The organism is Streptomyces sp. NPDC060035, from assembly GCF_042736635.1.
Classification (GTDB): Bacteria; Actinomycetota; Actinomycetes; order Streptomycetales; family Streptomycetaceae; genus Streptomyces.
Window position 1 is genome coordinate 1 of record NZ_JBHWVO010000043.1, and the last position, 20,280, is coordinate 20,280.

At 68.9% G+C, this 20,280-nt stretch carries 23 protein-coding genes and 1 pseudogene; 12 read left to right on the top strand and 12 right to left on the bottom strand.

The genetic code is table 11. From position 1 onward, the window contains the following. Nucleotides 1-40: 40 nt before the first annotated feature. From ccsB to hemL, 7 genes are all read right to left on the bottom strand, one after another. Entirely contained in the window at nucleotides 41-1,123 is a 1,083-nt protein-coding gene (gene ccsB, locus ACFWBQ_RS35930) for a c-type cytochrome biogenesis protein CcsB (RefSeq protein WP_385507378.1), read from the bottom strand. After that, a complete protein-coding gene (locus ACFWBQ_RS35935; RefSeq protein WP_385507381.1) occupies nucleotides 1,120-2,814 on the bottom strand; it encodes a cytochrome c biogenesis protein ResB in 1,695 nt (564 codons plus the stop codon). Before ACFWBQ_RS35935 ends, ccsB begins: the two co-directional genes overlap by 4 nt. Nucleotides 2,815-2,818: 4 nt before the next feature. Beyond that, a complete protein-coding gene (locus ACFWBQ_RS35940; RefSeq protein ID WP_385507479.1) occupies nucleotides 2,819-3,556 on the bottom strand; it encodes a cytochrome c biogenesis CcdA family protein in 738 nt (245 codons plus the stop codon). A gap of 31 nt (nucleotides 3,557-3,587) precedes the next feature. After that, the gene (locus ACFWBQ_RS35945; RefSeq protein WP_385507383.1) at nucleotides 3,588-4,193 is read right to left on the bottom strand and encodes a TlpA family protein disulfide reductase; all 606 of its coding nucleotides are present in this window, start codon (nucleotides 4,191-4,193) and stop codon (nucleotides 3,588-3,590) included. Between the two features lie 67 nt (nucleotides 4,194-4,260). After that, a complete protein-coding gene (locus ACFWBQ_RS35950; RefSeq protein WP_385507386.1) occupies nucleotides 4,261-5,517 on the bottom strand; it encodes a hypothetical protein in 1,257 nt (418 codons plus the stop codon). A gap of 176 nt (nucleotides 5,518-5,693) precedes the next feature. After that, nucleotides 5,694-6,389, bottom strand: a complete 696-nt coding sequence (locus tag ACFWBQ_RS35955) for a histidine phosphatase family protein (RefSeq protein WP_385507389.1) — start codon at nucleotides 6,387-6,389, stop codon at nucleotides 5,694-5,696. Beyond that, entirely contained in the window at nucleotides 6,386-7,693 is a 1,308-nt protein-coding gene (hemL, locus tag ACFWBQ_RS35960; protein WP_385507390.1) for a glutamate-1-semialdehyde 2,1-aminomutase, read from the bottom strand. The genes ACFWBQ_RS35955 and hemL overlap by 4 nt, the downstream gene beginning before the upstream one ends. Nucleotides 7,694-7,988: 295 nt before the next feature. Between hemL and ACFWBQ_RS35965 the strand changes: the two genes are divergently transcribed. Together ACFWBQ_RS35965 and ACFWBQ_RS35970 are read left to right on the top strand one after the other, a co-directional pair. Beyond that, a complete protein-coding gene (locus ACFWBQ_RS35965) occupies nucleotides 7,989-8,573 on the top strand; it encodes a hypothetical protein (protein ID WP_385507392.1) in 585 nt (194 codons plus the stop codon). A gap of 158 nt (nucleotides 8,574-8,731) precedes the next feature. Then, nucleotides 8,732-8,848: pseudogene (locus tag ACFWBQ_RS35970) on the top strand (ArsR family transcriptional regulator); the annotation flags it as partial. A gap of 4 nt (nucleotides 8,849-8,852) precedes the next feature. Here ACFWBQ_RS35970 and ACFWBQ_RS35975 read toward each other — a convergent pair. Further along, nucleotides 8,853-10,355, bottom strand: coding sequence for a SulP family inorganic anion transporter (locus ACFWBQ_RS35975; RefSeq protein ID WP_385507393.1), 1,503 nt, complete (start codon nucleotides 10,353-10,355; stop codon nucleotides 8,853-8,855). 353 nt (nucleotides 10,356-10,708) lie between these two features. Here ACFWBQ_RS35975 and ACFWBQ_RS35980 point away from each other — a divergent pair, with 353 nt between their 5' ends. After that, a complete protein-coding gene (locus ACFWBQ_RS35980) occupies nucleotides 10,709-11,119 on the top strand; it encodes a MerR family transcriptional regulator (RefSeq protein ID WP_385507395.1) in 411 nt (136 codons plus the stop codon). A gap of 9 nt (nucleotides 11,120-11,128) precedes the next feature. On the opposite strand, the gene arsB is transcribed toward ACFWBQ_RS35980, so the two are convergent. Together arsB and ACFWBQ_RS35990 are read right to left on the bottom strand one after the other, a co-directional pair. Beyond that, entirely contained in the window at nucleotides 11,129-12,262 is a 1,134-nt protein-coding gene (arsB, locus tag ACFWBQ_RS35985; RefSeq protein WP_385507397.1) for an ACR3 family arsenite efflux transporter, read from the bottom strand. Beyond that, on the bottom strand, nucleotides 12,262-12,573 hold the full coding sequence (locus tag ACFWBQ_RS35990) for an ArsR/SmtB family transcription factor (RefSeq protein WP_385507399.1): 312 nt from the start codon (nucleotides 12,571-12,573) through the stop codon (nucleotides 12,262-12,264). The genes arsB and ACFWBQ_RS35990 overlap by 1 nt, the downstream gene beginning before the upstream one ends. A gap of 96 nt (nucleotides 12,574-12,669) precedes the next feature. Between ACFWBQ_RS35990 and ACFWBQ_RS35995 the strand changes: the two genes are divergently transcribed. Both ACFWBQ_RS35995 and ACFWBQ_RS36000 read left to right on the top strand, forming a co-directional pair. Beyond that, complete coding sequence (locus ACFWBQ_RS35995) at nucleotides 12,670-13,083, top strand: arsenate reductase ArsC (protein WP_385507402.1); 414 nt, start codon at nucleotides 12,670-12,672, stop codon at nucleotides 13,081-13,083. Nucleotides 13,084-13,227: 144 nt separating this feature from the next. Next, nucleotides 13,228-13,524, top strand: coding sequence for a hypothetical protein (locus tag ACFWBQ_RS36000; RefSeq protein WP_385507404.1), 297 nt, complete (start codon nucleotides 13,228-13,230; stop codon nucleotides 13,522-13,524). Here ACFWBQ_RS36000 and ACFWBQ_RS36005 read toward each other — a convergent pair. Further along, nucleotides 13,484-14,056: a TIGR03086 family metal-binding protein gene (locus ACFWBQ_RS36005; RefSeq protein ID WP_385507406.1), complete on the bottom strand. Its 573-nt coding sequence runs from the start codon at nucleotides 14,054-14,056 to the stop codon at nucleotides 13,484-13,486. The two genes, ACFWBQ_RS36000 and ACFWBQ_RS36005, sit on opposite strands and share 41 nt — an antisense overlap. Nucleotides 14,057-14,140: 84 nt before the next feature. Between ACFWBQ_RS36005 and ACFWBQ_RS36010 the strand changes: the two genes are divergently transcribed. From ACFWBQ_RS36010 to ACFWBQ_RS36035, 6 genes are all read left to right on the top strand, one after another. Continuing rightward, entirely contained in the window at nucleotides 14,141-14,953 is an 813-nt protein-coding gene (locus ACFWBQ_RS36010; protein ID WP_385507408.1) for a DUF6597 domain-containing transcriptional factor, read from the top strand. A 39-nt stretch (nucleotides 14,954-14,992) separates the two neighbouring features. Continuing rightward, entirely contained in the window at nucleotides 14,993-15,529 is a 537-nt protein-coding gene (locus ACFWBQ_RS36015; RefSeq protein WP_385507411.1) for a GNAT family N-acetyltransferase, read from the top strand. A 61-nt stretch (nucleotides 15,530-15,590) separates the two neighbouring features. After that, nucleotides 15,591-16,340: a Mut7-C RNAse domain-containing protein gene (locus ACFWBQ_RS36020; protein ID WP_385507413.1), complete on the top strand. Its 750-nt coding sequence runs from the start codon at nucleotides 15,591-15,593 to the stop codon at nucleotides 16,338-16,340. Between the two features lie 108 nt (nucleotides 16,341-16,448). Beyond that, complete coding sequence (locus tag ACFWBQ_RS36025) at nucleotides 16,449-16,655, top strand: hypothetical protein (protein WP_385507415.1); 207 nt, start codon at nucleotides 16,449-16,451, stop codon at nucleotides 16,653-16,655. Between the two features lie 118 nt (nucleotides 16,656-16,773). After that, nucleotides 16,774-17,109, top strand: coding sequence for a YnfA family protein (locus tag ACFWBQ_RS36030; protein ID WP_385507417.1), 336 nt, complete (start codon nucleotides 16,774-16,776; stop codon nucleotides 17,107-17,109). Nucleotides 17,110-17,172: 63 nt separating this feature from the next. Further along, nucleotides 17,173-17,931 carry an SDR family NAD(P)-dependent oxidoreductase gene (locus ACFWBQ_RS36035; protein WP_385507420.1) on the top strand — a complete coding sequence of 253 codons (759 nt, stop codon included), beginning with the start codon at nucleotides 17,173-17,175 and terminating at the stop codon, nucleotides 17,929-17,931. Nucleotides 17,932-18,039: 108 nt separating this feature from the next. Here the strand turns inward: ACFWBQ_RS36035 and ACFWBQ_RS36040 are convergent, their stop codons facing one another. Next, nucleotides 18,040-19,233, bottom strand: coding sequence for an RtcB family protein (locus ACFWBQ_RS36040; RefSeq protein WP_385507421.1), 1,194 nt, complete (start codon nucleotides 19,231-19,233; stop codon nucleotides 18,040-18,042). Between the two features lie 172 nt (nucleotides 19,234-19,405). Between ACFWBQ_RS36040 and ACFWBQ_RS36045 the strand changes: the two genes are divergently transcribed. Beyond that, nucleotides 19,406-20,233, top strand: coding sequence for a DUF3558 domain-containing protein (locus ACFWBQ_RS36045; protein WP_385507423.1), 828 nt, complete (start codon nucleotides 19,406-19,408; stop codon nucleotides 20,231-20,233). Nucleotides 20,234-20,280 lie beyond the last annotated feature (47 nt).

The window sequence follows — 20,280 nt, forward strand, 5'->3', positions numbered from 1 at the left end:
GGTCCGCAGGTGCGGACCGCGCCCTTCCTCCGTGCTGTGCTCAGACTCCGGCGTAGGAGTGCTTGCCGGTGACGAAGATGTTGACGCCGTAGTAGTTGAAGAGCCAGCAGCCGAAGGCGATCAGCGCCAGGTAGGCGGCCTTGCGGCCCTTCCAGCCGGCGGTCGCGCGGGCGTGCAGGTAGCAGGCGTACGCGACCCAGGTGATGAAGGACCAGACCTCCTTGGGGTCCCAGCCCCAGTAGCGGCCCCAGGCGTCGCCCGCCCAGATCGCACCCGCGATGATCGTGAACGTCCACAGCGGGAAGACGGCCGCGTTGATGCGGTACGAGAAGGTGTCCAGGGACTTCGCCGAGGGCAGCCGTTCCAGCACCGAGCTCGCGAACCTGCCGGGCGTCCCGCCGCCCGCGAGCTTGTTCTCGTAGCTGTCGCGGAACAGGTAGAGCAGCGTGCCCACGGCGCCGAGGTAGAAGACGGCACCGCAGATGATGGCGGTGGAGACGTGGATCCACAGCCAGTAGGAGTGCAGCGCGGGCACGAGCTGGTCGCTGTCCGTGTAGAGCGTCGTGGTGGCGATGCCGAGGTCCAGCAGGACCGTGGTGATCAGCAGCAGCCCGATCCAGCGGACGTTCTTCCTCAGTGCCAGCAGGACGAGGTAGGCGCCGACCGCCACGGTGGAGAAGGTGATCGAGAACTCGTACATGTTGCCCCAGGGGGCGCGCTGCACCGACGCGGCCCGGGCGACGACCCCGCCGGCCTGGACGGCGAAGGCCACCACGGTCAGGGAGACCGCGATCCGTCCCCAGAGGTCGCCCTTGAACGTGCCGCCCGCCGCTCCGGGGCCGTCCGGGACATCCCGGGTGCCCGCTGCGGAGCGGGTGACGATCCTGGGGCGCTCCAGCACGGCTGTGCCGCCGGCGTTCTGCGCGACCTGGACCTTCACCGTGGAATCGGCGATGGCGGGCCCGGTCAGCGCGGCGGCCGTCCGGCCGACCTTGCTGCGGCTGCCGAACACCCACTCCGCGATGTGTGCGAAGAAGGCCAGGGTGTAGACGGCCATCGACGAATAGATCAGCGTGTTGCTGATGTTCGCCAGATTCTCGTTGGTTGCGGCGGCGAGACTCACTTCTCAGCCCCTTCGGCAGGTTCTTCGGAAGGTTGTTCGGTCTCAGGATCGGGATCGGGTGCCGTGGGCGCCACGGTGTTGAGCGCGACCGCGAGACCGGCCAGCTCCTCGGGAAGTCGCGCGGACTCGCTGCGGCCCAGGCCGGCCATCTCGACCACGGTGACGCCGTCCGTTCCCCGTACGGCCTTCACCCACACCCGGCGCCGCTGGATGAAGAGAGATCCGGCGAGTCCGGCGATGGCGGCGATGGCGCCGGTCAGTGCCCAGCCGCTGGCGGGCTGGCGCGAGATCTGGAAGCTGGCCCATTCCTCGACGCTCTCGAAGGTGACCGAGCCCGCCCCGCCGGGCAGCTTCATGGTCTCGCCGGGACGCAGCCGCTGCTTGAGCTTGTCCCCGTTGCTGTCCTTGAATTCCTTCATCTCGGACGTGTCGAGCTGGTACACGTTCTGCGGCAGTCCCGAGTCGACACCCAGGCTGCCGTAGTAGCCGTTGAGCGCGAGGACCGGGTAGTCGGCACCGGGGAACTGGGAGAACATCGTGCCCTGGCCGTCACCCGCGAACGTCGGGACGAAGAAGGCCTGGAAGCCCAGCTGGGTCTTCCTGCCGTCGGCGCCGCGGTAACCGTCCATCACCTTGATCGCACCGGTCGATGTGACGTTGTTGTCGATGGGCAGCAACGGCACGGCGGTCCTGTAGACCTCCTTGCCCTTGCCGTCCTTGACGGAGATCACCGGGGCGTAGCCGTGCGCGTTCAGGTAGACCTTGGTGCCGTCCACGACGAGCGGCTTGTTGACCTCGATGACCTTCTTCTTCGGCGCACCGTCCGTGCCCTCCGAGTACGTCACGCGGGCCTCGTAGGTCCGGGGCGTGCCGCGCTGGGGGCCACTGCGCTCGTACGTACCGACGAAGTCGTCCAGCGTGAAGCTGAACGGGGCGAGCTCGTCGGTGTCGAAGAGCGAACCGGACTTGAAGTTGTCGTACTGGGTGAGCGTGTTGGAGAAGCCGTCGTCCTCGACGACGAGCTTGCCGCCCTCGGACTTGAAGAGCTGTCCTCCGGCGAAGGAGACCAGCATGACGATCAGCGCGATATGGAACATCAGGTTCCCGGCCTCGCGCAGATAGCCCTTCTCCGCGGCGACGGCGTCAGCCACCGTATGCGAACGGAAGCGGCGCTTGCGCAGGATGGCGAGGGCGGCCTCGCGGACCTGCTCGGGTTCGGCATCGGTGCGCCAGGTGGTGTACGCGGGCAGCCGGGTCAGCTTCTTCGGGGCGCCGGGCGGGCGGCCGCGCAGCTGGCCGACGAACTGGCCCGTGCGCGGCACGATGCAGCCGACGAGGGAGACGAACAGCAGGATGTAGATCGCGGAGAACCACACCGAGCTGTAGACGTCGAAGAACTGCAGCGCCTCGTAGAGCGGGGTGACCGTGGTGTGGGCTTCCTTGAAGGTCTGCACCTTCAGCTCGTCCACGCTGTTCTGCGGGATCAGCGAGCCGGGGATGGCTCCGAGCGACAGCAGGAAGAGGAGGATCAGGGCGACCCGCATCGAGGTGAGCTGCCGCCAGAACCAGCGGACCCAGCCGATGACGCCCATCGCGGGTACGGAGGAGGCGGACTCTTCGCGCGGGGCGGTGGAGAGCTGCGCTCCGGCCTCGCCGAGGTCGCGCTCTTCCCTGGTGTTCGTGTTGCTCATGGACTCAGATCCCCACAGTGAAGCCGTTGGACCAGACCTGCATCTCCTGCATGAGCACGTCCCAGGCGCCCGTCAGCAGGAGCACGCCGGTCGCGATCATCATGCCGCCGCCGATGCGCATGACCCATGCGTAGTGGCGCTTGACCCAGCCGAACGCGCCGAGTGCCTTACGGAAGGCGACCGCTGCCAGCACGAAGGGGATACCGAGTCCGAGACAGTACGCCACGGTGAGTATCGCCCCGCGCCCGGCGGTCCCCTGGTCGATCGCGAGCATGCTGACCGAGGTGAGCGTCGGACCGAGACACGGGGTCCAGCCGATCCCGAAGAGGGCACCGAGCACCGGCGCGCCCATCAGTCCGGTCACCGGCCTCCTGTGGATGCGGAACTCCCGCTGCGTCATCCACGGCATCAGCCCCATGAAGAAGATCCCCATCAGGATCATCAGCACGCCGAGGACCTTGGAGAGCACCTCGCCGTGTTCCTGGAGCCGGTCGCCGAAGTAACCGAAGAGCGCGCCGCCGGAGACGAAGACCGCGGTGAAACCGAGGACGAAGAGCGAGGCGCCGGCGACGATCCGGCCACGCCGGGCTTCCGCCAGATCGGTGCCGCTGACCCCGGTGACGTAACTGAGGTAGCCGGGCACGAGCGGCAGGACGCACGGCGAGAAGAAGGAGACGAGTCCGCCGAGAAGGGCGATGGGCAGGGCGACCAGAAGGGCCCCGCTGAAGACCGTCTCGTTCATTCCGGTGTTCGCGGCGAGCTGGAGCACGGGGTCACTTCTCCGCGATCAGCGGGTCGATCATCTCGCGCAGCTTCTCGGCGTCGAGCGCGGCGAGCGTGCGGGCGGCGATCTTCCCGTCCCGGTCCACGACCACGGTCGACGGGATGGCCTTCGGGTTCAGGGTGCCCTTGGGGAAGCGGAGGAGAAGCTTTCCGGTCGGGTCGAAGAGGCTCGGGTAGGTGACGCCGTAGTCCTGCTCGAAGTTGATCGCGGCGGCCTTCTGGGCGTCCCGGGTGTTGATCCCGACGAACTGGACGCCCTGGTCCTCGGTTTCCTCGGCGACCTTCGCGAAGTGTTTGGCCTCGGCGCGGCAGGGGGCGCACCAGGATCCCCAGACGTTCAGGACGACAACCTTGCCCTTGTAGTCGGCGAGGTCGAGAGCCTTGCCGTCCAGGGTCGTGCCGTCGAGCTTCGGTGCGTTTGTGCGTTCACCCTTGGCCACGGTGGAAATACCGCCGCTGCCGGTGACGAAGTTCGTGTTGCCGCCACCACCGGCCTCGGTGCCGTCGTCGCTGCATGCGGACAGAGTCAGTGCACCGGCCACTGCTGTGGCGGCGAGCAGGGTGAAGCGGCGTCGGGGTGCACGGCCAGAGCTCATGTGAAAAGTTTCGCATGGCAGTTCCAGGGATCTTCCGCGCCCCCCTCGATGCCCGTAAAGCCCCTTGTCAGGCCTGTTTAAAGAAGGTGTTCCAGCCGCCGTCCGGCGACTGGCCGACCTCGAGGGTACGAAGCTTCGCAAGCACTGCCGGGTCCTGTACGTCGAGCCAGTCGACGAACTGCCGGAAGGAGACGAGACGCACATCCGGCTTGTCCGCGATCGTTTTGATCACTTCCTCGACGGCGTCCATATAGATACCGCCGTTCCACTCCTCGAAGTGGTTTCCGATGTAGAAAGGCGCACGGTTCGTCTCGTAGGCGCGCTCGAAACCGGCAAGGTAGGCGCCGGTGGCCTGGGTGCGCCAGCCCGGATAGCGCGACGGCATTCCGTTGGTCGAATTCATCGACTGGTTGGCGAGGATGTTGTAGTCCATGGAGAGAACTTCGAAGCTGTGACCGGGGAATGGCACGCCCTGCAGCGGAAGGTCCCAGATGCCCTGGCGTTTCTCCGGCCACATCTGCCGGCCGCCGGGCGAGCTCGCGTCGTAGCGCCAGCCCAGCTGTTTCGCGGCCGGCAGGAGATTGTCCTGACCGAGCAGACAGGGGGTGCGGGCGCCGACGAGTTCCTTCCGGTAGTCGAACGGCAGCGGATCGAGGTCTGTCCAGCCGGTGTTCGTCCGCCATTCGGTGACGAAGGAGATCGCCTGATCGATTTCACTCTGCCATTGTTCGGCCGACCAGTTGCCGACGGATCCCGAACCACCGCAGAAATGCCCGTTGAAGTGCGTACCGATCTCGTGCCCGTCGAGCCAGGCCCGGCGGACGTTCGTGAGGGTCTGCTTGACGTGATCGTCGGTGAGGTAACCGATGTCGGAGGCGCCCCTGGGATTGTTGGGCGGGCGGTACAGGGACTTCTTCGACTCGGGCAGGACATACAGCCCGGAGAGGAAGAAGGTCATCCCTGCGTCGTGTTCCTTGGCGATTTCGAGAAAGCGGGGGAAGAGACCGTTGCCGACCTCACCGGCCCCGTCCCAGGAAAAAATCACGAACTGCGGCGGTTTCTGGCCGGGTTCGAGCGGGACGGGGGTGGCGGGCTGATTCGGCTGCTTTCCGGTATCGGCGGTGGAACCGTCACCGATGAGCCTGATGTTGTTCTTGGGAGAACCTCCGCCGTTCCCGTGCGTTCCCTTGTCGCCTTTGGGAATCTTCTCGGGACCGGAACGTCCGCCGTCCGACGGGCCGAGGGTGCCGCAGCCGGCCATGGAGAGTGCGGCTGCGGCGCCGAGCCCCGCCCCGAGCAGGTCCCTTCGGTTGATCTCACGCATGGCGTCCCCATCTGCGGTCGTTTTACCTCAAGCCCATACAAACTGGCGAAGGCTTAGATGAGGAAAGCAACACGACGGTTCCACCGATAATCACAAAAGTTGTTACGTGATCAGACCCTTACAGGTGCTGCACATAACGCGGCCGCGAAGGGGCGACGCCGGGGTCGTACCGGGCCCTATGCCCCGAACGCCTTGGACTTCCCCTTCACCGGCTTCGCTCCCGCGAGCAGATGCGCGGGCACCAGATCCCTGGCCGGCTCGGTGTACCCGACGGAGACGATGCTGTCGCCCTGGTACGTGAAGCTGGTGAGCGAGGCCAGCGTGCACTGCCGCTTGCGCGGGTCGTGCCACAGCCTGCGCCGCTCCACGAAGCTCCGCACGATCCAGATCGGCAGCTGATGGCTGACGCACACCGCCTCGCGCCCGCGGGCGGCATCGCGCGCCGCGTCCAGGGCACCCATCATCCGTACGACCTGCTCGATGTACGGCTCACCCCAGGACGGCTTGAACGGATTGGTGAGGTGCTTCCAGTTGTCCGGCTTGCGCAGCGCCCCGTCACCGACCCCGAACGTCTTGCCCTCGAAGACGTTGGCCGCCTCGATGAGCCGCTCGTCGGTGGCCAGGTCCACACCGTGCGACTTGGCGATCGGCATGGCCGTCTCCTGGGCGCGCTCCAGCGGCGAGGCGACGACATGGGTGATGTCGCGCTTGTCCAGGTGCTCGGCGACCCGGTCGGCCATCCGGCGGCCGAGGTCGGAGAGGCTGTAGCCGGGGCGCCGCCCGTAGAGCACGCCCTCCGGGTTGTGCACCTCACCGTGGCGCATCAGGTGGACGACGGTGATGTCCTTGCTGCGCGCGCTGGTCTCGCTCATGCGGTGGCCTCCGATGCGGCACGTGCGGCGGCGGGCAGGGCTGCGGCGATCCGCTCGACTGCCTGCGCGTCGTGGGCGGTGGAGACGAACCAGGACTCGAACGCGGAGGGCGGCAGGTAGACGCCCTGCTCCAGCATCGAGTGGAAGAAGGCCGTGAAGCGGAAAGCTTCCTGCTTCTTCGCGTCCTCGTAGTTGCGTACGGGCTCGTCGGTGAAGAAGACGGAGAACATGTTGCTCGCCGCCGACACGGTGTGCGCGACACCCTCCTTGGTGAGCGCCTCCCCCACCAGGGCGCGGAGCTCCGCGGAGACCGCGTCGACCTTCGTGTACGCCGCGTCGTCGAGCAGCCGCAGCTGGGCGAGGCCGGCGGCGGTGGCGACCGGGTTCCCCGAGAGGGTGCCCGCCTGGTAGACCGGGCCGACGGGGGCCAGGTGCGCCATCACATCGGCACGGCCGCCGAAGGCCGCGGCCGGGAAACCGCCGCCCATGACCTTGCCGAAGGTCATCAGGTCGGGCCGCACCCCGTCGATGCCGTACCAGCCGGCCCTGGACGTACGGAATCCCGTCATCACCTCGTCGGAGATGTACAGCGCGCCGTTGGCGGCGCAGATCTCCTTCAGCCCGGCGTTGAAGCCGTCCAGCGGCGGTACGACACCCATGTTGCCCGGAGACGCCTCGGTGATCACACACGCGATCTCGCCCGGCTGTGCGGCGAACGCGGCGCGTACCGCCTCCAGGTCGTTGTACGGGAGCACGATCGTGTCGCCCGCCTGGGCACCCGTGACACCGGGTGTGTCGGGAAGGCCGAAGGTGGCGACCCCGGAACCGGCGGCGGCCAGCAGTGCGTCGACGTGCCCGTGGTAGCACCCGGCGAACTTCACGATCTTCGCGCGCCCCGTGAATCCACGGGCGAGCCGGATCGCGGACATCGTCGCCTCGGTGCCCGACGACACCAGTCGCACCTGCTCCACGGGTTCGATCCGGGCCACGATCTCCTCGGCGAGGGCGACCTCGCCCTCACCGGGAGTACCGAACGAGGTGCCACGGGCGACCGCGTCCTGGACGGCCGCGATGACCTCGGGGTGGGAGTGGCCGAGGATCATCGGCCCCCACGAGCACACGAGGTCGACGTACTCGCGGCCGTCGGCGTCGGTGAGGTACGGACCCGTACCGGACACCATGAACCGGGGCGTACCGCCCACGGCCCGGAAGGCACGCACGGGAGAGTTCACGCCGCCGGGCGTCACGAGGGACGCGCGGTCGAAAAGCGTCTGCGAAACTGGGGCTTCGTATGAATACGCCACTTTGGTCCTGATCTGCGATTCGAAGTTCGGGGGGCCTGGCCGGAATTCTCGGCCACCGGTGAGCAGGGAGCGTGCTCTCCCCGTATGAGGCTCGTACAACGAAAGGGCTTCAGTCTCCTCGCGTCTGCGAAACTGGGGCGTCATAGGGAAAGCTCACACATGCCATGGTGTCAGAGGCACCGACGGTCTTGCGGACAGGTGTTTCACCGCACGCTCGTGGGGGAGGTCACTGACACGATGATCGGGTTGCGCGGCGGGGGCTGTGTCTCCTAAGAAGTAGTCGGGTGGATGAGATATGCATCGCGGTGGCGGAGTGGGCGAAGGGACCGACGACCTGGGGCCCGAGCCTGCCCGGCGAGGGCGGCACCGGCGTGAGGCCGAAGGTGTACGGGACCCCCGGGCGGACAACGCCGGGAGTCCCGGGAGCAGGAGCAGTGGACTGGTGGGGGTGACCTACAAGTACTTCGGTGCCCCCGACGGCGCCACTGCCGCACGCGTGCCCATTTCGATGCGCCCGGAGGAGCTGGGCGGCGACGAGCTGGGCATGGGCGGCATGTTCAGCAAGATCAAGCCCGAGACGGTGGCGGCCATGGTCCTCACCGGCATACAGGGCATACCCCTCAACAAGGTCCCCCCGCTGGAACTGGTCGTGCTCCACCCCGACTACGCGGTGGTCAAGCTTCCGATGACGGTCGTCGACCCGCTGCGGGAAGTGGGCGAGGAGTCGGTCGGCGCGGCGGCCTTCATCTGGTCCACGGTCCCGGACCGCGGCGGCCCGCGCGACGCGTTCAACGTGTACCAGCTGCTCCACGAGTGGCAGGACTTCTCCCACCGGCTGCATGACGCGGGGCACCAGGCGTACTGCCTGGTCTGGCCCTGAGCCGCGGTTTCGTCGGCCATGGGCGGCCCTCCTCCGGTGCCGGAGGCGCCGGGCATCCCTCCTCAGCAGGAGACAGCCGGCCCCACGTCCGCCGTCACGAGGTCCGGCGCAACGGACAGCGCCAGGTCCCGCCGAGCCACATGAGGGTTCCGGGAACGAAGCCCAAGGAGGCCGGCCTGCTCTCCTTCGAGCGGCGCGGCACCTGGGTCCACCGCCGCGCCGAGCCCTCCGTACCGGCCGCGACGGGGCAGATGCTGCCCACCACCGCGAGCTGAGACGTCAGTGGCCGCCGGTGAGTTCGCCGCTGAGTGAGCTGTGGATGCGTGCGCTCGGTTCGTTGAGCCCGATGATCTCCACGCTCTTCCCGCGCTGTTCGTACGTGGTGGTGATGGCGTCCAGGCTCGCCACCGAGGAGGCGTCCCAGATGTGCGCGGCGGTCAGGTCGATGACGACCCTGTCGGGGTCGTCGGCGTAGGCGAACCGCCCGACCAGGTCGTTGGACGACGCGAAGAAGAGCGCACCGGTGACGAAGTAGACGACCCGGCTGCCGTCCGGGTCGGTGACCGCGGTGACGTCGGCGAGGTGGGCGACCCGCTTGGCGAAGATGACCATCGCGGTGACCGAACCGACGATGACGCCGACCGCGAGGTTCTCCGTGGCGACCACACAGACCACCGTGATGACCATGACCGTGATCTCACCGGCGGGCATCCGCTTGAGGGTCCTGGGCGCGATGGAGTGCCAGTCGAAGGTCGCGAAGCACACCATGACCATGACCGCGACGAGGGCCGCCATCGGGATGTCGGAGACGACCGGCCCGAAAGCGATGCACAGCACCATCAGGAACGTGCCGGCGAGGAACGTGGACAGCCGGGTACGGGCGCCCGAGACCTTTACGTTGATCATGGTCTGGCCGATCATCGCGCACCCGCCCATGCCGCCGAAGAACCCGGTCACGATGTTGGCGACGCCCTGGCCGATGGACTCGCGGGTCTTGCTGGAGCGGGTGTCGGTGATCTCGTCGACCAGCTTCGCCGTCATCAGCGACTCCATCAGGCCGACCAGCGCCATGGCCAGCGCGTAGGGAGCGATCGTGGTCAGCGTGTCCAGGGTGAAGGGCACGTCCGGCAGGCCCGGCACGGGCAGCGACGAGGGCAGCTCGCCGTTGTCACCGACCGTCGGGACGGCGATGCCGGCCGCGACGGTGATCACGGTCAGGATGATGATGGAGACCAACGGGGCCGGGACCGCCCTGGTGATCCTAGGGAAGAGCACCATCATCGCCAGCCCGCCGATGACCAGCGGATACACGGGCCAGGGGACATCGCTGATCTCGGAGATCTGCCCCATGAAGACGAGGATGGCCAGCGCGTTGACGAAGCCGACCATCACGCTGCGGGGCACGAACCGCAGCAGCCTGGCGACGCCGAGCGCCCCGAGGACGATCTGGAAGAGACCGCCCAGGATGACGCCCGCGACCAGATAGCCGAAGCCGTGCTCGCGGTTGAGCGGGGCGATGACCAGCGCCACCGCGCCCGTCGCGGCGGAGATCATCGCGGGCCTGCCGCCGACGAAGGAGATGACGACGGCCATGGTGAACGAGGCGAACAGACCGACCGCGGGGTCGACACCGGCGATGATCGAGAACGAGATCGCCTCGGGAATCAGCGCCAGGCCCACGACGAGACCTGCCAGTGCCTCCGTACGGAAGACCTTCGGGGACAGCCAGGACGGGCGGTGACCACGCAGCAGGCCGGCCGCGGAAAGTACGGAAGAGGGCAAGGGGAGCGACACCTGTCGTACTCGGGCACGTCCGGCAGCACCGTGGGACATGCGTGGACCGCGGAGCCCGGACGGCTTTCCGCGGATCGTCCGCGACGGCGGACGGAAGTTTCGGGGGCAGCAGCGCCGATAGCTGTTGCCGGGGCAGCAGCACCGATGGCTGTTACCGGGGCGGAGTTTTCGCGGCGAGCGGCTGCGTCGGCACACATGCTCCGCCGGCACACGACGTCGCCGGGGGCATCCTCGGCCCCGTCCCGGCGCCTGGGAGCTGAGCAACTCTACCCTAACGTTAGGGTAGAGATCGGAACGCCGTCCGCTCCCGGCCGCGGCGAGAGGCGAGAAGGGCACTCCGCGTGAGCAGCGCGCACATGCAGATCGGCGAGGTCGCCGCGCGTACCGAACTGTCGCTGCGCACGATCCGGCACTACGAGGAATCGGGGCTCGTGGTCCCCTCGGCGCGCTCCCGGGGCGGGTTCCGCCTGTACACCGAAACCGATGTCGCCCGGCTGATGGTCATTCGCCGGATGAAGCCTCTCGGCTTCACCCTGGAGGAGATGCGGGACCTGCTGGAAGCGATCGGTCGCCTCGATCGTGACGAGGACCTCACGGCGGCCGAGCGCGACGCGCTCGTGGAACGGGTACGCACCTACGAGCGCGCCGCGGCCGAGCAGGTGGTCAGGCTGCGGACGCAGCTGGCACGCGCCGAGGAATTCGCCGGGACACTCCGCGCACGCCTGCAACGGACCGGCCCGCCGGAGGCGTAGCGCGCCTCGTCAGCCCTTCTCACCAGCGGCGACGAGGGCCGCGGGGGCGAATTTTTGCCGCCAGGCCAGTGACACGTACACCAACGCGATCAGTACCGGGACCTCGATCAGCGGGCCGACCACGCCCGACAGCGCCTGACCGGACGTGACGCCGAAGGTGGCGACGGCGACGGCGATCGCCAGCTCGAAGTTGTTGCCGGCTGCCGTGAACGCGAGCGTCGCGGTGCGGTCGTAGCTCAGGCCGATGGCCTTGCCCAGCAGGAACGTGCCGAACCACATCAGGGCGAAGTAGACCAGCAGCGGGAGGGCGATCCGGACCACGTCCAGCGGCTGCGAGGTGATCGTCCTCCCCTGCAGCGCGAAGAGGACGACGATCGTGAAGAGCAGCCCGTACAGCGCCCAGGGGCCGATCTTCGGCAGGAACGCCGCCTCATAGGTGTCGCGCCCCATCCGCTTCTCGCCGATGCGGCGGGTGAGGAAACCCGCGAGCAGCGGCACACCGAGGAAGACAACGACGTTGAGGGCGATCTTCCCCATCGAGATGTCGAGCTTGTCGCCGTCGCCGAGACCCAGCCATCCGGGCAGCAGGTCGAGGTAGAACCATCCCAGCACGCCGAAGGCGATGACCTGGAAGACGGAGTTGAGGGCGACGAGCACGGCGGCGGCCTCGCGGTCGCCGCAGGCCAGGTCGTTCCAGATGATGACCATGGCGATACAGCGGGCCAGCCCGACGATGATCAGACCGGTGCGGTACTCGGGCAGGTCGGGCAGGAAGATCCAGGCCAGCGCGAACATGACGGCCGGGCCGACGATCCAGTTGATGACCAGCGACGAGACCATGAGTCTGCGGTCCCCGGTGACGGCATCGAGTCTGTCGTACCGGACCTTGGCCAGCACCGGATACATCATGATCAGCAGGCCGACGGCGATCGGCAGCGAGACACCGCCGATCTCGACCTTCGCGAGCGCGTCGTTCAGCCCGGGGACCAGCCGGCCGAGCCCCAGACCGAGAGCCATGGCGACGAGGATCCACACGGCCAGGAACCGGTCGAGCGTGGACAGCCCGGCGACGATCGAGCCGCTGCCGCCGTCCGGTGCGGGCGTCCGCGCCGGTGAGGCGGTGCCCTGTTCGGACGTGGACATCAGCAGGCCCGCTTCCGGCCGGTCCCGGCCGTCGCACGCGCGGTGGCGGCCAGCTCGCCGAAGGAACCGGCGAGCGCCTCGATGACCTCGGTCCGCAGCGAGTAGTACGTGAACCGGCCGCACGGCTCCGTCTCCACCACACCGGCCTCGCGCAGGACCTTCAGGTGGTTGGAGAGATTCGTCTGCCGGGCACCCGTCTCCTCCACGAGGTGGGAGGTGCACAGGGTCTCGTGGGCGAGCAGGGTCACGATCTGCAGCCTGAGCGGGTCGGCGAGAACCCGGATCAGATCAGTAGTGGCTGATGTCATCATGGACTGATACTTTCACACATCAGTGGTACCTGATATCAGCGGGCGCACTGAAGCGTACGGAGCCCCGATTCCGCCGTGAGACGAGAGAGATCCCTGATGCCCGACAAGCCCTCCGTGCTGTTCGTCTGTGTCCACAACGCCGGCCGCTCCCAGATGGCCGCCGCCTGGCTGACCCACCTGGCCGGGGGCCGCATCGAGGTCCGCTCCGCCGGTTCCGCCCCCGGGGACGCCGTAAATCCGGCCGCCGTCGAGGCGATGGCGGAGGTCGGCATCGACATCTCCGCCGAGACCCCGAAGATCCTCACCGTCGACGCGGTCGAGCAGTCCGACGTCTGCGTCACCATGGGCTGCGGCGACACCTGCCCCGTCTTCCCCGGCAAGCGGTACCTGGACTGGAAGCTCGATGACCCGGCCGGACAGGGCGTCGCAGCCGTCCGCACCGTCCGGGACGGGATCAGGGCTCTGGTCGAGGGCCTGATCGAGGAGATCGCCCCGGCGGGAACGGCCTGAGGGAGCAGCCGGGCGCGCCGGGGCGCTGACCCGACCTCGCACAGGTCACGGCCCCATTCAGCCATTCATTGGCCGAAGAAGGATCTTCAGCCGCCCCGTCGGCCGTGCCGATGCAAGAGGCATCGACGTCGGAGGAGGCCCGGCATGGGCGACATTCTGCTGGCCCTGTCCATCCCGGTCCTGACCTTCGCGAGTGGCATCTACGCGGCATGCGACTGCTGGTGGCGGCGCAGGCATCCGGTCCCGCCGTCCCCGTACACCCGTCACGCGGCCCGTCGCGCCGAACAGGACCTGCTGACACGGGCCGAGGGCATCATCGACCGTGCGTACGCCTCCCTCGGCGGCCTCTACGACAGCCCGCCGGGCATGCCGCATCCAGCCACGGAGGAGGGCGGCCACGTCACGGCCGGGGCGAGCGCCAGCCCGGATCGCGGCCCGTGACAGCCAGTACCTGCTCGAAGGCCCCCGCACCCGGCGGCAGGGGGAACGGCTCGCCGAACACCTTCATCTCCCGGGCCTGCGGCGCCATCCCGGCCAGTCCCGGGCCCAGCTCCCGCACCACGGCCGGGTCGGGCACAAAGTCCTGGCCCGTCGCCCGCGCCAGGTCCCAGGCGTGCACGGTCAAGTCCCCCAGCACCATGAGCCCCACCGTTCTGGCCGGGAGCTCCATGCCGCCCGCCACACCGTCCTCCGCACCCGGCTCGTCCCAGGCCTTCACCAGCCGCTCCGTCCCGTCCGCGAAAGTGCCGCGCCAGTCGCCCGTGACGACATCCGGCGTCCGGGTGAAGTCGACGGGCTCCCGGGCCGCCAGGGCCCGGAAGTTGGCAACCACGAGGAACAGATGGTTCAGCAGGGCCCGCACGTCGTACTCGCTGCACGGCGTGGGAGCCGCCAGGTCCTCGTCGCCGATCCCCCGCACGACGGGACAGGCCTGTGCGGCGGAGACGTCCAGAAGTTCACTGATCTTCTTCATGCTCCCGACGATGCCCCCCGGCCGGGCACGCCGTCTTGAACAAACGCGACAGGTGCACCCGGGGCGCGCCATAGGATCCCGACCATGGCCGGACCCCCACGCGACACACGGGGCATCGTCGACGCCCACGACCTGTTCACGCGCGTGCACTTCCGCCTGCGTGAACCCGACCCCGCGCTGCGCCCCTGGCTGGAGCACTACTGGCTGATCGACTGGGATCTCACGGGGCCGTACACCTCGCATGTGGTCCCCCACCCGTCGGTGCATCTCGTATTCCAGCGGCACGAGTCCGGCAGCGCGGCGGAACGGGCCGGTTTCGCCGAGGTCGTCGGCATCGTCGAGGGGCTGTTCAGCCAGCGGCTCGAGGGCCGGGGACGCGTCTGCGGCGTGAAGTTCCGGCCCGGCGGGTTCCGCCCGTTCGCACCGCACCGGCCCGTGTCGGCGTGGACCGGGCGGCGACTCCCTGCGGACGAGGTGCTTGCTGCACCGCCGGTCGGGGCCGTTCTCGATCCTCGTGAGGAGGACGCCCGGGTGGCAGAACTCGATGCGTATCTGCTGCCTCTCGTGCCCCGGCCGGACCCGCAGGCCGAGCGCGCGATGGCGCTCGTCGAGCTCGTGCGCACGGACCGCTCGCTGCTCCGGGTCGACGCACTGGCCCGGGCCGAGGGCCTGTCGGCACGCTCGCTGCAGCGGCTCTTCTCCACGTACGTGGGTGTCGGGCCCAAGTGGGTCATCCTGCGGTACCGCATCCACGAAGCACTGCAGCGCGCCGAGACGGATCCGGAAACCGACTGGGCCGGGCTCGCCGCCGATCTCGGCTACAGCGACCAGGCACACCTGGTCAGAGACTTCACGGCGACGGTGGGCGTGCCGCCGACGGCTTTCGCACCCCGCTGACACCGGCCCGCAGCCGAGGCCGCGCACTACAGTCGCACCATGGAACGCAACTCACCGGTCCCGCCATCCGTGCGGATCGACCCTTGGTCGGACAATGACCTCGAGCTGCTCAGCCTGGCCAACGCCCCCGAGCTGATGGACCACCTCGGCGGTCCCGAGACCCAGGAGCAGCTCGAAGCCCGCCACGACCGGTATGCGGCACTGAGCGCCGACCGGACGGGCAAGGGCCGCATGTTCCGGATCACCCTGGCCAAAACCGGCGAGGGGGTGGGAACGATCGGATTCTGGGAGCTGACCTGGCAGGGCGAAGAGGTGTACGAGACGGGATGGGCGGTCCTGCCCGGCTTCCAGGGGCTCGGCATCGCCACCACCGCCACCACGGCCGTCGCCGAGCAGGCACGCGCCGAGCGCAAGCACCGCTTCCTGCACGCCTTCCCGTCCGTCGCCAACGCCGCGTCGAACGCGGTGTGCCGCAAGGCGGGTTTCGTGCGCCTCGGCGCATGCGACCTGGAGTACCCGCCGGGCCGCCCGATGGTGGCCAACGACTGGCGGCTGGACCTGCGCCCCGCCGTCTGACCGCGTCGTCCCACCCGGAAACCTCTCGCTGCCGCGCCCCGGGCAATGGCATCCTGACCAGGTGAACGGACCCGAGATCGACCTCGAAGTAGCCCCGGAACTGCGGCTCTTCGTCGCCCACGAGCGCCGCCGGGGGCGCACCGGCGTCATGACCGACGGCTCGTCGACCCTGGGACACGTCGTGGAGTCCCTCGGCATCCCGCTCACCGAGGCCGGACAGCTCCTCGTCGACGGCCGCCCCGTGCCCGTCTCGCACATTCCCGGCGCGGGCGAGCTGGTCGAGGTGCGGGCCGTGCAACGCCCGCAGCAGGTCCCCGGTGCGCCGCTCCGCTTCCTGCTCGACGTCCATCTGGGCACGCTCGCACGCCGGTTGCGGCTCCTGGGTGTGGACGCGGCATACGAGAGCAAGGACATCGGAGACCCGGCACTGGCGGCCCTCTCGGCGAAGGAGCAGCGGGTGCTGCTCTCCCGCGACCGGGGGCTGCTCAGGCGGCGGGAGATCTGGGCGGGGGCGTACGTCTACAGCGACCGTCCGGAGGAACAGCTCCGCGACGTCCTGGGCCGTTTCGCCCCGGCACTCGCACCATGGACACGCTGCACCGCCTGCAACGGGCAGCTCGCTGAGGCCGACAAGGAATCCGTGAGCGCTCGTCTGGAGCACGGCACGCAGGAGACCTACGACGTGTTCGCGCAGTGCACGGCCTGCGGGCGCGTGTACTGGCGGGGTGCCCACCACGCCCGCCTGGAGGCCGTCGTGGCGGACGCCGTGCGCGAGTTCGGCGAGCTCTGCAACGAGGCCCCCGCCACATAGAGGCCCCCGCACCGGACACCACGACTGCCCCTGAGGGCGGCCGCCCGCCCGCCACTGCCGACGCCCGCCCGCTCCGACGGCTGCTCAGCCGTCGGACGGCGCCGGACCGTGGGTGCGAGCCGGCCGACGAACTGCTCCCGGGACATCGGGACGGCGGGTCCGGGCGTCACCGAACGGCACCCGGTCGGCGCCACCACCGCTTCGGCCCCGCTCGTCCACGCGCACTCGACCAGGGACCGCACCGCCGCCACGCTGCTCGTCCGTCCCGACGGATACAGCGCCCGGGCAGGCGGGGCCCCGGCCCCGGAGCGCTGAGCCGCGCCACAGACCGATGACCGCCGCGGAGCGGAGCGGGGCGCGGTGCACCGCATCGCCGGTTCGCAGCGGCCCGGTCCCGCACAGCGCCGTCCGGCCGCCGTGAAACGCTGCCCCCATGGTGGTCGCCCGTTCCGTCGCGCTCTTCGCCGTTGCCGCGCTCTTCGAGATCGGGGGCGCCTGGCTCGTCTGGCAGGGCGTGCGCGAGCACCGCGGCTGGATCTGGATCGGTGCGGGAGTCATCGCGCTCGGCGCCTACGGTTTCGTGGCAACGCTCCAGCCGGACGGGGAGTTCGGCCGCATCCTCGCCGCGTACGGCGGGGTGTTCGTCGCCGGTTCGATCGCGTGGGGCATGGTCGCCGACGGCTACCGCCCCGACCACTGGGACGTGATCGGCGCACTGGTCTGCCTGGCCGGCATGGCGTTGATCATGTACGCACCGCGAAACCACTGAACCCGCGCTCCGGCCGACTGCCTATTCTTGGCCCGTACCGATCAACAGTCCGAGGAGTTCGCCATGGCCGCCACCCCCATCGCCGTCATCACCGGCGCGAGCAGCGGCATCGGCGCCGCGACCGCCCGGCAGCTGGCCGCCGCCGGATACCGCGTCGTACTCACCGCCCGCCGCAAGGACCGCATCGAAGCGCTCGCCGCCGAGCTCACCGAGGCGGGTCACCAGGCAACGGCCTACGCCCTGGACGTCACCGACCGTGCCGCGGTCGACGAGTTCGCCACCGCCTTCCGCGCGCTCGCCGTCCTCGTCAACAACGCGGGCGGCGCCCTCGGCGCCGACCCCGTCGCGACCGGCGACCCCGACGACTGGCGCCAGATGTACGAAACGAATGTCATCGGCACCCTCAATGTCACCCAGGCCCTGCTCCCCGCCCTCACCGCGAGCGGCGACGGCACGGTCGTGATCCTCTCCTCCACGGCCGCGCTCTCCGCGTACGAGGGCGGCGGCGGCTACGTCGCGGCCAAGCACGGCGAGCACGTCCTGGCCGAGACCCTTCGCCTGGAGATCGTCGGCACCCCGGTCCGCGTCATCGAGGTCGCGCCCGGCATGGTCAAGACCGAGGAGTTCGCCACCACCCGCTTCCGGGGCGACACCGAGAAGGCGGCGAAGGTCTACGCAGGCGTCGAGGCCCCGCTCACCGCCGACGACGTGGCCGACACGATCACCTGGGCCATCACCCGCCCCAGCCACGTCAACATCGACCTCCTGGTGGTCCGCCCCCGCGCCCAGGCCTCCAACTCCAAGGTCCACCGCACACTCTGACGCCGGCGAGCTGCAACGGCGGGCGGCGGCGAGCAGCACGCCTGCACAGCTGAGCCCCCGTGCCGCCATGCGGCCCGGGGGCTCTGTCCGCGTTCAGGGATCCAGGGCTCAGCCCTTCACGCACACGACCTGCTTCAGCTTCGCGACGACCTCGACGAGGTCGCGCTGCTGCTCCATGACCTGCTCGATCGGCTTGTACGCAGCCGGGATCTCGTCCACGACGCCGGAGTCCTTCCGGCACTCCACGCCCTGCGTCTGCTCCTCCAGGTCCTTTGTCGAGAAGCGGCGCTTCGCGGCGTTCCTGCTCATCCGCCGGCCGGCACCGTGCGAGGCGGAGTTGAACGACTTCTCGTTCCCCAGGCCCTTCACGATGTACGAACCGGTGCCCATGGACCCCGGAATGATCCCGAAGTCACCGGAGCCGGCACGGATCGCGCCCTTCCGCGTGACCAGAAGATCCATACCCTCGTACCGCTCCTCCGCCACGTAGTTGTGGTGGCAGGAAATGACCGGCTCGAAGGTGACCTTCGCCTTCTTGAATTCCTTCCGGACCACGTCCTGGAAGAGACTCATCATGATCGAGCGGTTGAACTTCGCGTACTCCTGCGCCCAGAACAGGTCGTTGCGGTAGGCCGCCATCTGCGGGGTGTCCGCGATGAAGACGGCCAGGTCACGGTCGATGATGCCCTGGTTGTGCGGAAGCTTCTGCGCCTGCCCGATGTGGAAGTCGGCAAGCTCCTTGCCGATGTTCCGGGATCCGGAGTGCAGCATCAGCCATACCGATCCCGCCTCGTCGAGACAGAACTCAATGAAGTGATTTCCGCTTCCGAGCGTTCCCATCTGCTTTGTGGCGCGTTCCTGTCGGAATTTGACCGCATCGGCGATCCCGTCGAACCGCGACCAGAAGTCGTCCCAGCCCGCGGTCGGGAATCCGTGCAGCTTTCCCGGGTCCACGATGTCGTCGTGCATCCCACGGCCGACCGGGATCGCCTGCTCGATCTTCGACCGGAGCCGCGACAGGTCCCCCGGCAGGTCATTGGCCGTGAGCGAGGTCTTCACCGCGGACATTCCGCAGCCGATGTCCACACCCACCGCCGCCGGACAGACCGCGCCGTGCATCGCGATCACCGAACCGACGGTCGCGCCCTTGCCGAAGTGGACGTCCGGCATGACGGCGAGACCCTTGATCCAGGGCAGCGTGGCCACGTTCCGCAGCTGCTGCATCGCGACGTCCTCGACCGAAGCCGGGTCGGCCCACATACGGATGGAGACCTTCGCACCCGGTACCTCTACATACGACATAACCCCTCAGCTCCCCCGAAAAAGACTCAAAGCGCAAAACCGGTGCCGAGGTCGGCAAACAGGTCGGCCGACCGGCATTCACAGCGGCGCGTGCGATACACATTGTGTCCATCGGCCGCCATCGAGCGGCAACCTGTTTTCGTACCGAAGGGAGCCTGGGACCGTGCGACACATGGCGTACGTACCCGGCGTCGCGCTTCTCGCAGCGCTCGTCGTCGGCTGCAGCGCCGGCTCCGGCGCCGACGACCCGCCCGCCGACCGCGAGCCCGGCAGCCCGACGGTCTCGGCCGCACCCCCCGGCAAGTACCGGACGCTGCCCGAATCCTGCCGTGCCGTGCCGCGTTCCACCCTGAAGGACCTGCTGCCGGGCGCCGCCGAGCTCCCCGAGGAGCAGCAGGACAAGGTGTACGAGGGCACGGCCTCCGTCACCTTCGACACCGACCGCAAGGTCGGCTGCCGCTGGAAGTCGGAGGCCCCGGACGCGTCCCGGAATCTGAGCATCGACTTCGAACGCGTGGTGTCGTACGACCCCGCGGTGAGCGACGACGACCGGGCCCGCGAGCTGTACGCGAAGAAGGAGGGTGCCGCCGGCCTGTCGGCCGCGCCGAGCGGTTCAGCCACCGGGTCACCCAGCGGGACGCCCACCGGGTCACCCAGCGACTCCCCCACCGGCTCCCCCGGCGGATCGGCCTCCGGCACTCCCCCGACCCCGTCCTCCCCGTCCGCCGACGCCGACGCCGACGCCGACGCCGACGAGGATCTGCGGCCACGTGTGCTCGACAGCCTCGGTGACGCCGCATTTCTGGACGATGCGCTCACCCGGGCAGGTTCCACCGCACAGCACCGCACCGTGAGCGTGGTATTCCGCACATCGAACGTCATAGTGACCGTCCAGTACACCGAGCAGTCTGCCCTCATCACCGAGGTTCCCGACAGCAAGGAACTCCAGGAGAAGGCCCAGGCCCTGGCCCGGAAGCTGGCCCAGACACTCAGCGAGTAGCCGGGATCCGGCGGCCCCGCCGGGGCCGTACCGCGCTCCCCCGGGGC